Raw genomic sequence first — 12,966 nt, 5'->3', positions numbered from 1 at the left:
CGCTACTGGCTCGCCATGCCTGCCAGCATCGCGGCCATGGCAACGAGATGGACCAGCGTTATCGCCCGATCGTTCCAAAGTACCCCGACGATCAGCCAGCCCAGAACCCCCACCACAAAGAGGTAGAGGTTCCATGGCGTCCAGCCAAAACCGGTGGCGGCATAACCGAGGATCTGGATCACCGAAGCCACCCATTTAACCCAGAACGCCAGCTGCGCCGGGGCTGCGCGCGCGATTGCCTCAGACGCCACGGGTCAGCCCACCATCAATGCGCCAGTTCTGCCCGGTGACATAGGCGCCACCCTCGGAGGCGAGCCAGCCGATCAGCGAAGACACTTCGGCTTCGGTTCCGTAGCGCCCCATGGGAATGCGCGCCCGGCGGTCTTCGGTCTCGGGCAGGCTGTCGATAAAGCCCGGCAGGACGTTGTTCATGCGAATGTTCTGGCCCGCGTATTGATCTGCGTAGAGCTTGGTGAAACCCGCGAGACCGGCGCGGAAGACGCCCGAGGTGGGGAAGAGCGGATCCGGCTCAAAGGTGGCAAATGTTGAGATATTGATAATCGCGCCGCCGCCCTGCGCCGCCATGATCGGCGTCACCAGACGCGTGGGACGGATCACGTTCATCAGATAGACATCCAGCCCGCCGTGCCAATCTTCGTCGGTCATCTCTAGGATGTCGCCTTTCGGACCGTGTCCGGCGGAGTTCACCAGCACATCGACGCGCCCCCAGCGGTCCATCGCGCCATCCACCAACTGCGCCAGCGCCTCTTGCGATTGGTTTGAGCCGGTGATGCCAAAGCCGCCCAATTCTGTGCCAAGCGCCTCTCCCTTGCCGGAGGAGGAGAGCACGCCGACCTTAAAGCCATCAGCGGCCAGTTTACGGGCCGCTCCCGCGCCCATGCCGCTGCCGCCAGCTGTCACAAGTGCTACTTTTTCTGCTGTCATCGGATATGCTCCTTATGCTGTGCAGCGATTGCGCTGCGGGGGTATGTCTTTTTAATTAGGCGTTGAAGGCTGTCGCAACCAGCCAGATGCATTGTCGTATGACTGTAGGAATTCTATCGTGTCTAGTGACGTACCACTGCCGCCCCTGAACGGGCTCCGTGCCTTTGCCGCAGCGGGGCGGCATATGAACCTTCGCGCGGCTGCGGATGAGTTGGGCGTTACTCAAGGGGCGGTCGCCCAGCAGGTACGCGGGTTGGAGGGTCATTTGGGGCTGCGCCTGTTCCTGCGCGAGCCGCGCGGCCTTGCCTTTACCGAAGAGGGGCGCGCCTATCATACCTCCGTGTCGCGCGCTTTCGAGCAGTTGGTCGAGGCAACGGATGCCCTACGCAGTGCGCCCGCGCGGGTGACAATCAGCGTGACCCCGACCTTCGCGTCGAAATGGTTGATCCCCCGCCTGTCAGATTTCACCGAAGCCCACCCGGGCATCGATCTGCGCATCACAGCGACGGAGCGGGTGGCAAGCTTTCATGCAGATGGGATCGACCTCGCCGTGCGTCAGGCGCGTCCGCCTTTCGGTGCAAGCCTGCGGGCTGATCTGCTGTTCGCGCAGGAGGTTGTGGCGGTCTGCTCGCCCAGTTTGACGGCTGACGGCACGCCACTGGATGCGGCGGGACTGGCGCAACTGACCCTGCTCCACGACACGCATGATCTTTGGCCGCGCTTTGCGCAAGAGGCGTTTGACAGCGCCGTAAAACCAGTGCGGAGGCTGCGGTTTAACCAAACAACGCTCAGTCTGGATGCCGCTCTCGCCGGGCAGGGGGTGGCGCTGGCGAGCCGCTTTTTAGTTCAGCGCGATCTTGAGGCGGGGCGATTGGTGCGTCCGGTGTCTCATGTGATGGCGGGCGAGCAGGATTTCTATCTGCTTTCCCCGCGCCAAGGGGTTTCAAGTGCTGCCATCATCGTGCGCGATTGGCTTTGCACGGTGGCAAAACGCGAGGCGGGTTAGCCCGGCGCGGGCCTTCGGGCGCAGGAAACTGTCCTCTCCTGCCAAACATAGTGCTTTCGCTCTCCCCCGCGTCCGATGTGCGCTCGGGTTGGTCGACCGCGCGGGTAAAGGGCGCGATGTCATCTTCGGTCAGCTGATTGCGCCAACCCTACACCGAAGACGGCTTTCCCTCGTTGCACTTTCTGCTCAGCGGTCTGTCGAAACCTTTTGGTTTCACGTTTAACATCGTGCCGATCCGGTCACTGGGTAGAGGCGGAAAATATCATCGCCCATTGGGATGAGGGCGTGGCGCTGGCCTTGCAAGCCAGACTGATCCGGAGCAGCGCGGGGCGGACCTGCGGTGGTTTTGAACGATCATATCGACGCTGCCGGTATGGTGGCTCACCTTGCGGCGGTGGTCAGCACCCCCGCGGGGATCGACCGTACGGGGCACGCGCCTCTGGCTCTCTTGGTTTAGCGCCGAGGGATCCTGCGATGTGCCATCAGGAGGCGGCCACCGCATCGGGCCGCCCTTTGAGAGTGGGGAAATCCACGAAAAAGGTCGTGCCCTCACCCTCGGCGGTTTCAAAGCGGATTTCGCCGAGGTGCTGATCCACGATGGCTTTGACAATGCTCATGCCCAGCCCATGCCCTTCTTCGACGCGGTAGCTGGATCCGCGGGAAAACCGGTCGAACAGGACCGGTTGCAGTTCCAACGGCAAGCCGCTGCCGTGGTCCTTGACCCAGAACCCGGTGCCATCCTCCGACAGGCCAAGCTGGACCGTGCCCCCTTCGTCAGAGGCTTTGATCGCGTTGGACAACAGATTTGACAATAGCCGCATGAGTCGCCCCTCGTGCAGCCGCAAAAGCGGGGCGGGGGCCTCGGACGGGGTCATTTCCAAACCGACACCGCGCTCTTTGGCGTAGGCGACCAAGGTCTCTGAGGCTTGGGCCAACAAAGGCGCCAATGGGCGCTCAGAAAATCCCGATTGATCCGGTCTGCGCAGGGTCTCTACATCCAGAATATCCCCCACCATCTGATCGATTGCCCGCGCGTTTCGCAGCGCAAGTTCCAGCAGCTTGCGCTTTTGCGGCGGCAGGTCGCCGGGGCTGACCTCAAGCAAGCGCAGGGCCCCGGTAAGCGCGGTCAGCGGTGTCTTCATCTCGTGGCTGACCGTGGCGATAAGCTGGTCCTTGGCGCGCTCAAATTCGCGCTGTTCGCTGACATCGCGCACCACGCCAAGATAGCCCAGATGCTCGCCGCGATCGGTCTCGACCTTGGCGGTGGCGACTTGGCCTTCGAAGGTCGAGCCATCGGCGCGACGGCAGGCGACGGAAAACGCGCCCTGCGTGCTGGCCGTGCTGGCATTTGACAGCTCTTCGCCTATGCGCTCATAGCTGCCGAGGGTCTCATAGAGAACGGCCGTCTGCCGCCCCAAAAGCGCGTCGGGGGCATAGCCGAACAGGGTTTCGACCGCCGGGTTCACCAGCGCCACGCGGCGGTTGGGGTCGGCCATGATAATGGCCTCGGGCACGGCATCCACCATTGCCTTGAGCAGCCCGCGCTGTTCGCGCAGCGCGCGGCGTTCGGATTGCCGGGACAGCTCGCTGCTCAGCCACCGGGCGAGGAATTGGACGAATTGGATCTGCGCCTTGCTGAACGGGGCGGGGCGCGGGGCGGTGCCGGAAAAGTTCAACGTCCCAAACAGCGTGTCCCCGGTTTTCAGCGGCGCCCCGATATAGCTTTCCAGACCGAAATTCTCATAACACGGATGGGTCGAAATCTCTTGCTGACCGGCGTGGTGGAATGAGGTCACATCGGCATTGGCAAGTGTGTGCAGGCAATAGGTGCCATTGATGTCAAAGGTGCTGCCGGGGGCAGGCGCCCAGTCAGGGCCGTGGACATGGACACATTCGTAAACCGGATGATCCACGCGAGAGACAATGCCGAGCTCAAGGCCAAGCGCCTCTGTGCCCAGTTGCAAGAGTTTGGCGATCTTGTCTTCGACAGAGAGGTCAGGTTCGACAGCAAGCATATAGAGTTGCCGCAGCGGATCATCGAAATCCGCCAAAGCGTTGTAAAAGTCGTTCATCATTGCCTCTGTCGTAGTCTTTGCACCTGACTTGGCGAGAAGGCAGATGTTTGACCCAAGGTATCCCCCTCACGCTCTGCTGCCAATGCCGCAGCGGGTAAATTGGGGCAAGAATGGGGCTTTTCGCCCCGGTAATGCAGATAAATGTGGATTGTCGGACGGGAGAGGGCGGCCAAGCGCGGCAAGTCCTGCCTCAGGAGGACAGAAACCGGTGACCTTTGCAAAGCGGTGGTCATCGCCGTTTCTATGGCTATGGTACCGCCAACGAGGGTCGCCAAAGGGGAGAGTTGACCATGCGATTGATGCGATACGGGGCGCGTGACGGGGCAAAAACGCCGGTGGTGCTGGATGCGGCAGGGCAGGCGCGGGATGTGAGCAGCCTTGTGCCAGACTTCACGCCCGAGACCATTCCGACATTGCGCAAGATATTGGATGGCGTCGATCTGGAAAGTCTGCCTCTGGTCGAGACCCAAGGCCAGCGCATCGCTGCGCCGGTCAGCCAGCCGCGCAACATCTGGGGCGTGGGGTTGAACTATTCCGACCATGCGGCGGAATCGGGCATGGACGTGCCGACCGAGCCGATCCTGTTCACCAAGGCCAGCCGCACCTATTGCGGGCCGAATGATCCGCTCCTTTACTCCAAAGAGATGAGCAAACTCGACTGGGAGGTCGAGTTGGGCGTGGTGATTGGCCATACCGCATTGAACGTCAGTCGCGATCAAGCGCTGGACCATGTGCTGGGCTATTGCGTCGTCAATGACGTGTCGGAACGCGCTTGGCAGGCCGAACGGGGCGGCCAGTGGGTCAAGGGCAAGAGCTTTCCCAACTTTTGCCCTACGGGGCCGGTCTTGGTGACGGGCGATGAAGTGGGCGATCCCGGCAAACTGTCGCTCTGGGCCGAGATCAATGGCGAACGTCTGCAAAACGGCACGACCGAGAAGATGGTTTTTGATGTGGCGACGATCGTTTCCTACATGTCCGAATTCATCCAGCTGGAGCCCGGCGATCTGATCTGCACGGGCACCCCACCGGGCGTGGGCATGGGATTCAAGCCGCCACGCTATCTTAGCCCCGGCGACCGGGTTCGGCTGAGCGTCCAAGGGTTGGGCGAGCAGGAGCAGGTGGTGGAACGGCTGCCCGCGCGATGAAGGGGCTGGCCGCCACGGGTGCCACCGGCGTGGGCACTGGCGCGTGACTGGATCGGGTGTCTAGGCGAGCTCGGCCTCGCGCGCTTCGGCGGCGGCGACAGCGATGGCGGGGCGCAGGGGCAGGGTCAGCAAAAAGCTGCTGCCCTTGCCCATGATGCTGGTGGCGACGAGGCTGCCACCATGGGCCGTGGCGATATCGCGTGAAATTGCTAGGCCCAGCCCGGTGCCGCCAAAGCGGCGAGTGGCGGTGGAATCGACCTGATGGAAGGGCTCGAAGACGCGCTCCAACTCGTTTTCCGGGATGCCGATGCCTGAATCCGTCACGCGGAATTCAACCACTTCCCCGCGGATGCGGCAGGTCAGCGAAATGGTGCCTTGGTCCGAGAATTTCGTCGCGTTGCTTAGCAGATTGATCAACACCTGCTGGATGCGTTTGCCATCCGCCAGCATCACGCCGGTTGCCGATTTCACGTTTAGCTCTAGCCCCTTGTCTTCGATCATCGGGCGTAGCTGATCGGCGGTCGGGGTGACGATATCGTCGATCTGCACCGGTTCCATCGCGATCGAAAGGCTGCCTGCGTCGATCTTGGCAAAATCGAGCACCTCGTTGATCAGGGTCAGCAGGTGATTGCCCGAACGCTCTACCGTTTGCATGATATCGCCCAGTTTGCCCATCGTGGCGGACAGTTTGGGGGCCAGCGTTTCACGGGTCTTGGGGTCAGCCTCAATAGCGGAGCAAAGGTCGCGCGCTGCCGGGGTGCGGTCAAAATGCCGCGCAAGGCGGACATGGCCCAAGATGACCGTCAGCGGCGTGCGCAACTCATGGCTCAGCACGCCCATGAAGTCGGTCTTGGCCTTGTTCGCGTCTTCGGCGGTCAGCAGCGCCTTTTTCAGATCGGTCACGTCAATGCGCAAACCCACGACGCTGCCGTCCTCCATCCGCCGGTCCGAGGTGCGGATGATGCGGCCATCGGGCATGCGCTGTTCGGTTTCAAATGCGCCGTTCTCACGTTTTTCCAGCCAAACGCGAATCCATTCCTCTTCCTTGCCGACGGCATCGGGCACGATCCCACGGCGGATGCTGTCACGGACAATCTTTTCATAGGATGATCCGGGCTTCACCACCTCGCTATAGTCGTGGATTTCGCGGTATTTTTCATTGCAAAGCACCAAGATGCCCTTGGCGTCATACATAACAAAACCATGGTCCAAAGCCTCGACGCCCGTGCGCAGACGTTCTTCGGCGAGCTTGCGGTTATCGGCCAAACCTATGATATACCACGCAAAAATGGTGACTCCAAGGGCACCTTGCAGACGCAATATCCAGTTCAGCCAGAAGTCGGGACGATGCTCTGGCCAGCCGCCTTTGACGGTGGCGGCCAATTGCCAAGCGCCGAAAGCAAAGTTGAAATCGAGCTCGATGGGGTCGATCAAAGTCATCTCGGGGTCGCCGATGATCGTCTGTTCAATCTCTCCCTCGGGGGTCAGCTCGCGGATGGTCAGATCGTATTTTTCGGTCAGTTCGGGGATGCCCAGCTGCGTGACGAGCGCGTCGTAATCCACGACCATGGAGAGGATGCCCCAAGGTTCGTTCGGGGAGGCGGCAGTGCTGGTTGAATCAAAGATCGGATGCCGCAGGATCAGCCCGCGCCCGCCTTGCACCAGATCAACCGGGCCGGTCACCAGCCCTTCGCCGGTCCGCAGGGCCTCTTCGACCTTGGGCAGTTGCGCCGCGTTTTGGCGGTAGTCCAGCCCCAGCACGCCGCGATTGGCCTCATAGGGGTGGACGATCGTCACGACGAGATCGGGGGCCACGGCAAGGTTAATCACATCCGGGTTCTCGGCCATGAACTCGGCCGCGCGGGCGCTGAATTCGGACTGGGTGATCGTGGGGTTCTCGCTGATGACCGTGGCCAACTCACGCAGTTTCAGAATCTGGTCAAAGATATCCGCGCGAATTTGTTCGCGGACTTCGATCAGCTCTAAGGTGGTATCAAGTTCCAGATCCTGCATGTAGGTCTGATAAGACAGGGTCTCGATCCGGTGGCCAAAGCCCAAGACAACGCCGCACAACACGACCAGAACGATAATACGTTTCGCACGCTGAGACAGCGCATTTCTCATTTTTTCCATGCCGGCTTTGCCCAAATCGGTCTCTGTCCTCTGCGCTCCGGCCTTCTAAGTGCCGAATACGCCCTTGGGGTATTAGACTGCAGGGGGCTTTGTTGACGCAAGGAAAATACCCGGATGCAGACAAATGCTGGGCAACAGCGTCAAATTTGCAAGTGACGCCCTTTATCCTTGGGGCGATTGACCCAGCAATTCAACCAAAACGCGGTGCAATAGGGCGATATCCTGGGGGTTGGACATATTGGGCGCGTGGCCGCAGTCGGGGAATTCACTTATCCCGGGCCGCGGGCCGCTTTGGGTCATGCGCTCTGCGGCTTCGGGCAGCAACAGGTCCGACTGGGCGCCCCGCAAAAGATGCGTGGGCGTGGTGGTCCGGTCCCAACGGTCCCAAGTGGAAAGCTCATGGGCTGAGGCGGTGAACTGCACGGTGATGCGCGGATCATAATGCAGGGTCAGCCGTCCATCCCCCCGGCGGCGCAGCGAAGACCGCGCCATGCGCTGCCAATAGGCATCGGCCGCCGGGCCGAAGGGGGCATAGGTCTGGCGCAGCCATGCTTCACCTTCGGCAAAGCTGCCAAAGTCCGGCAGGCTGCCCACATAGGAGAGGATCCGGTTCACCGCCGTCGCGGGCAGTTCGGGGCTGATGTCGTTCACGACCAAGGCGCCGACCCGCGCGGTCTCGGGGCCCGAGGCCATGTGCATCCCGATCATTCCGCCCAAAGAGGTGCCAAACCACGCGGCGTGATCGATTTGGAAGTGATCTAACACCCCTGTCGCGATGCGCGCATAATGTTCGACCGAATACTCCGCCTCAGGGCTGGCCGCCCAGCTCGACCGGCCCCGCCCGATCATATCGGGGCAAAGCACGTGGAAATCCTGCGACAAGGTCCCGGCCACCTCGTCAAAGTCGCGCCCGGTGCGGGCGAGGCCGTGCAGCATCATCAAGGCAGGGTTCTTGGGATCGCCCCATTCAGTGACATGGATTTCGTGGCCCATGACGGGGATGAAATGGAAACGGGGGGAGGTCATCCGCGCGCGCCTTTCTATATCAGGTTCAGCGCGCGGTTGGTGCTGCCATCCGCGCCGTCGGTAAATTGCGACAACGGCGGCATCCGCACTTGTGCGACCGGGGCCAGCTTGGTCATGGAACGGCGGCGATCCATCTACGTGTCTTCATGGTATCCTCCCTAAACGGGCCAGCGCCATGTTGCGCCGTCTCCCCCCGTCGACTAGCTTAAGTTTTCAGCATCCGAAAAAGAAATAAACGGAGCAAGATGGTGGAAATACGTACCGATGAGTGCTTCGAGACGGGGCGCTTTGCAGAGCTTGCCTTTGTGCATGCGCCCATCGGGCTGGTGGTGACCGAGAACCGCTGCATCCGCGATTGCAACAATGCCTTTGCGCAGATGTTCGGCTATGCACGCGCCGACCTGCGCGACCAGCTTTTCGCCATTCTCTACCCCTCGGATGAGGAGTTCGTAAACATCCGCGACCGGGGCGTGGACCAGTTGCGCAAGACCAACACCTATTGGGACGAACGCATCATGGCGCGGCGCGATGGCAGCCTGTTTTGGTGTCGTGTGAGGGGCCATTCCTTCACGCCCGAACGCCCGCTCGACCGCGCGGTCTGGAGCTTTGCCGATCTCTCCGGCGAGCGGCCCTACCTGCCGCTTACCCGGCGCGAGCGCGAGATCCTGAGCCATCTGGCGGAGGGGCTGACCAGCAAGCAAATTGCGCTCAACCTCGATATTTCGCACCGAACGGTTGAAGTGTACCGCGCGAAACTGCTCAAGAAATTCGGCGTCAGCAATACTTCTGGCCTGTTTCATTCGCTGGGCGGCATCGACAGCGATCATGTGGTGTCCAACAGTTCAAAGTGACGCGCCCGGCGCTCAGCCTGCATCACTCTGCCGGTCGGCCTGTTTTGACGTCGCCGGGGGCGGGGCCGCCGCGTGGGACTGATCCTCATCGTCGGGTTCTTCGGGGTTCTCGGCAGCCTCGGCCATCGCGTCAGCCTGAGCGTAGAGGCTGCGGATCTCCATCAGATCGGCTTTCGTTGGCGCATTGCTCTGTTTCGTCGTTCCCTCAAAGGGTTGCGAGTCTGGGGTTTCACTATTTGTCACTGGTTAATCCGCATTTTGAGCTTAAATCTCACGGCCAATTCCGTGGTGGGGCACAGAGTACCGAGCCCGAATTTCGACGCCAATTGGGCAAAGCCCCAGCCAAATCAGGGTTATCCCCTACAGGGGTGAACAAGGTCCTGAAATTTCGGGATATATTTTCACGATATCATTTCAGTCGGTCGTATGACCATCCAAGGACATGGTTAATGACCGCCTGTCAGGGTTTCCCCTAATAGACATGGCGGCGGAAAAAGCCGAAGTTTCAACGGAAAGTAGAGGTGTGCATGAGCTTGGTCGCGGCGTTCACATTGATTGCGCTGTGTGGAATCGTCTTGTCCGGCGTGATGATCGCAAAGCAGGTTGGCGATGCGGTCAACCGGTTTGCCGTGGCTGGCGCGATCGCGGTTTTGTCGCTGTACATCGCCGTGGTGCTGGCGTCTGCGCCGCGCGGCGGGGCCTATAGTGACCCGATCGAGCTGGTCTTTGCGACCGCCGCATTTGCCGTTCTGGTGGCGCAGGTTTGGCGTGTGATGCGCAACCGACGCAAGCTTCAGGGCGGCGCCAACTCCGATGAGACCCGCCGGAAACTGCCCGATTTGCTGAACGATGTGCCGGTGCAGGCGGCCTTTCTGACACCGGATATGACCTATGCCTTCGTCAATGATGCCTATAGCGCCTCCTTTGGGAAATCCGCCGACGAGATCGTGGGCAAACACCTGTCGCAGATTATCCCGCCGGACCTGTTGGAGGAGGTGTCCGACAACCTCGAAAAGGCGCTAGCCGGGCGGCAGGTCACATGGCATTTCGATTTCTCGCGCCCGGTTTTGGCCCGCTCCCAAGGGGCGGCGATCTATCAGCCCCTGTCCGACCGGGGGCAGGTGGTGGGGGTGCTGGTGATGATAATGGACCGTTCCGCCTCGCAGGACGCGGTGCATGACGCAGAGGTCAGCGCGGCGAAACATGCGCTCGCGGCTGAGGTGGCGGGGGTCGGCTATCTGGAATGGGATCAAGAGGGCGCGCTGGTTGATGTCTCTCCCGAGGTGGAGGCGCTCTTGGGCCGCGATGCGCAGAGCCTGCGCGAGATGTGGCAACAGGGCCAAAGCTTTGTCGAGCCGCGCAGCCGCCCCACGATCCGCAATAACCTGCATATGGCGGGCAGCCGCCCGCGCGACGTGGTCGAGAATGTAAAGTTTCTGGCCGCCAACGGTCGCCAGATCGAAGCGCGCACCTGCATTCGCCGCTTGAACCGGGGGCGTCAGGTGCATCTTTTGGCCGCGATCCAAGATGTTACGGATCAGCAGAACGTCCTCACCGATCTGGTGGAAAGCGAAACCCGGTTTCGCGATTTCACCGAAAGCGCGACCGATTGGGTCTGGGAGATGGACGCCGATGGGCGGTTCACCTTCCTGTCCGGCGGGGGCCGTCAAACCGATGCGGAAACCCCGATTTTCGCTCTGGGCAAGACCATCGCCGAGGCCGATCTGGCGCAAGATCAAGGCGATTTCGACCAGCTTCAGCAAAGGTTGGCCGCCCGGGCGCCGTTCCGGGACTTGCGGTTGGTTCTGCCCCTCGGGGGTGGGCGGGCGCGGCAGATCGACATGTCTGGCAAACCCTTTTTTGACAGCCATGCCCAACTGGCAGGCTATCGCGGCACCTGTTTCGACATGACCGAAATCGCCATGGCCGAGACCGAGCGCAAAAGCGCGCTGGAGGCGCTGGCGCTGGCTTTTGAGACCATCTCGACCATGGTGGCGCTTTTCGACAGCAACGACCGCTTGGTCTATTGCAATGAGGAATACCGCGCGACCTACGCCGGGATGGACGGCGACATCATCGGAAAGCACTTTGACGAGTTGCTCGCGCATTTCACGCGGACCGGCACACTGGCCACCACCGCCGAAGGGAAGGTCCGCTGGAGCGAGCAGCGGCGCGATCGGCGCAACACCCCCGCCAAGTTCTTTCGCGCGCGGTCTTCCAAGGGCCGGTGGCTGGAGGTGACGGATTACCCCGTGGCCGCTGGCGGGCTTTTGACCATCGCATCCGACATCACCGAAAAGGTCGAGCGCGAAGAGCGGCTGCACCGCCATGAAACGGCGCTGCAACTGCTCAACCGGCGCGAAACACTTGGCCAGATGACCGCGGCCATCGCCCATGAATTGAACCAGCCTTTAGCGGCTATTCACAATTTTGCCGCAGGCTGCGTGTTGCGGGCCAAGAACGACCAGCTTGAGAGAGAGGATATGATCGCCGTGCTCAATAATATGCAAAGCCAATCGGAACGGGCCAGCGCCATCCTGCGGTCCATGTCGAACTATCTGCACAGTGACGATGCCGACCGTCATGCGGTGCGCTTCGAAGATATCCTGCGCTCGGTGCAACTGTTGATCCAGCCGGAAAGCTCGGCCACCGGCGTCGCCGTGGAGATCGACGATCAATGTGGGGAGGTCGAGTTGACCTGCGCCCGGATCGAGATTGAGCAGCTTTTGATCAACCTGATCAAGAACGGCATTGATGCCTGCCGGGAAGTGGGCCGCCCCGATGCCGAAGTCTCGGTCTCTGCGCGGTGCGAGGCGAAGGAGATCGTGATTGACGTGGCCGATGCGGGCCGCGGATTTGCCCCGGACATGCCTGCGCAGACGGCCTTCAGCGCCTTCCGCTCGACCAAGGACAAGGGGCTTGGCGTGGGGCTGGCGATTTGCGAAACGATCGTTCTGTCGCATGGCGGGACAATCGCCGTGACGAAATCCGATGCAGAGGGGGCCTGCCTGAGCGTGCGTCTGCCGCTGGAGGTGCAAAAGTAAAATGTCAGAAAACGGGATCGTTTACGTCGTTGATGATGATGCCGCGGTGCGGGAGTCTCTGGTGTGGTTGCTGGGGTCTGTCGAGCTGCGCGCCATTCCATTTGCATCGGCGGCCGCGTTTCTCGACAGCTATGAGGACAATGGCAACTGCTGCCTCGTCAGCGATGTGCGGATGCCGGGGATGAGCGGGCTGGAACTGCAAAAGGCGCTGAATGCACGTGGGATCAAAGTGCCGCTGATCTTGATGACAGCCTTCGGTGATGTCTCTACCGCCGTGACGGCGATGAAGGCAGGCGCGGTGGATTTCATCGAAAAGCCCTTCAACAATCAAAGCATGCTCGACCTCATTAACACCGCCCTTCAGGCCGACGCTGCACGGCGCAAGAGCGAAGAGGCCGAGGTGGAGAATGCGCAGCTGCTGGCCCGGCTCACCCCGCAAGAGCATCGGGTTTTTGAGCGGGTGGTGGCGGGGCTCTCGAACCGTGAGATCGGCAGTGAAATGGATATCTCCATCAAAACGGTTGAGGTGCACCGCGCGCGGGTGATGCGCAAGCTTGAGGCGAATTCGGTCGCGGAACTGGTGCGCTTTCATATCCACAACGCGCCGCCCGCCCCGGTCGAAGACAGCGAGCGCGCGTAAAAAGCCCCGGCAGTGCAGGACCACCGGGGCAGGCTGCCCAACCCCGGCGAGGGTTAAGGGCTGGGGGTTTCCCGGCGGCATGAGGGGCGCCGGGAAGGCAT

General features: G+C 61.3%; 11 protein-coding genes. 5 read left to right on the top strand and 6 right to left on the bottom strand.

Features of this window, described 5'->3' with window-relative positions; translation table 11 throughout:
• Positions 1-2: 2 nt before the first annotated feature.
• Complete coding sequence (locus tag O4H31_RS14860; protein WP_067622820.1) at positions 3-251, bottom strand: DUF6552 family protein; 249 nt, start codon at positions 249-251, stop codon at positions 3-5.
• Positions 241-945, bottom strand: a complete 705-nt coding sequence (locus O4H31_RS14855; protein ID WP_243262258.1) for an SDR family oxidoreductase — start codon at positions 943-945, stop codon at positions 241-243. The genes O4H31_RS14860 and O4H31_RS14855 overlap by 11 nt, the downstream gene beginning before the upstream one ends.
• Before the next feature lie 118 nt (positions 946-1,063).
• On the opposite strand from O4H31_RS14855, the gene O4H31_RS14850 reads away from it, so the two are divergent.
• Positions 1,064-1,951: a LysR substrate-binding domain-containing protein gene (locus O4H31_RS14850; protein WP_269346989.1), complete on the top strand. Its 888-nt coding sequence runs from the start codon at positions 1,064-1,066 to the stop codon at positions 1,949-1,951.
• Between the two features lie 482 nt (positions 1,952-2,433).
• Here the strand turns inward: O4H31_RS14850 and O4H31_RS14845 are convergent, their stop codons facing one another.
• Complete coding sequence (locus O4H31_RS14845; RefSeq protein ID WP_269346987.1) at positions 2,434-4,023, bottom strand: ATP-binding protein; 1,590 nt, start codon at positions 4,021-4,023, stop codon at positions 2,434-2,436.
• Positions 4,024-4,316: 293 nt separating this feature from the next.
• Between O4H31_RS14845 and O4H31_RS14840 the strand changes: the two genes are divergently transcribed.
• Positions 4,317-5,171: a fumarylacetoacetate hydrolase family protein gene (locus O4H31_RS14840; protein ID WP_269346985.1), complete on the top strand. Its 855-nt coding sequence runs from the start codon at positions 4,317-4,319 to the stop codon at positions 5,169-5,171.
• A 60-nt stretch (positions 5,172-5,231) separates the two neighbouring features.
• On the opposite strand, the gene O4H31_RS14835 is transcribed toward O4H31_RS14840, so the two are convergent.
• Positions 5,232-7,304, bottom strand: coding sequence for an ATP-binding protein (locus tag O4H31_RS14835; RefSeq protein WP_269346984.1), 2,073 nt, complete (start codon positions 7,302-7,304; stop codon positions 5,232-5,234).
• Between the two features lie 162 nt (positions 7,305-7,466).
• On the bottom strand, positions 7,467-8,330 hold the full coding sequence (locus O4H31_RS14830; protein WP_269346982.1) for an alpha/beta fold hydrolase: 864 nt from the start codon (positions 8,328-8,330) through the stop codon (positions 7,467-7,469).
• Positions 8,331-8,575: 245 nt separating this feature from the next.
• Between O4H31_RS14830 and O4H31_RS14825 the strand changes: the two genes are divergently transcribed.
• On the top strand, positions 8,576-9,181 hold the full coding sequence (locus O4H31_RS14825) for a LuxR C-terminal-related transcriptional regulator (protein ID WP_269346981.1): 606 nt from the start codon (positions 8,576-8,578) through the stop codon (positions 9,179-9,181).
• Between the two features lie 12 nt (positions 9,182-9,193).
• Here O4H31_RS14825 and O4H31_RS14820 read toward each other — a convergent pair whose 3' ends face one another.
• Positions 9,194-9,424, bottom strand: a complete 231-nt coding sequence (locus O4H31_RS14820; protein ID WP_269346979.1) for a hypothetical protein — start codon at positions 9,422-9,424, stop codon at positions 9,194-9,196.
• A 284-nt stretch (positions 9,425-9,708) separates the two neighbouring features.
• Between O4H31_RS14820 and O4H31_RS14815 the strand changes: the two genes are divergently transcribed.
• Together O4H31_RS14815 and O4H31_RS14810 are read left to right on the top strand one after the other, a co-directional pair.
• On the top strand, positions 9,709-12,225 hold the full coding sequence (locus O4H31_RS14815) for a PAS domain-containing protein (RefSeq protein ID WP_269346977.1): 2,517 nt from the start codon (positions 9,709-9,711) through the stop codon (positions 12,223-12,225).
• A 1-nt stretch (position 12,226) separates the two neighbouring features.
• Positions 12,227-12,865 carry a response regulator transcription factor gene (locus O4H31_RS14810; protein ID WP_269346976.1) on the top strand — a complete coding sequence of 213 codons (639 nt, stop codon included), beginning with the start codon at positions 12,227-12,229 and terminating at the stop codon, positions 12,863-12,865.
• Positions 12,866-12,966: the final 101 nt, after the last annotated feature.

This window comes from Sulfitobacter dubius, assembly GCF_027214245.1.
Classification (GTDB): domain Bacteria; phylum Pseudomonadota; class Alphaproteobacteria; order Rhodobacterales; family Rhodobacteraceae; genus Sulfitobacter; species Sulfitobacter dubius_A.
The sequence above is the reverse complement of the archived record's forward strand: the minus strand, read 5'-3'. Positions and strand labels throughout refer to the sequence as shown.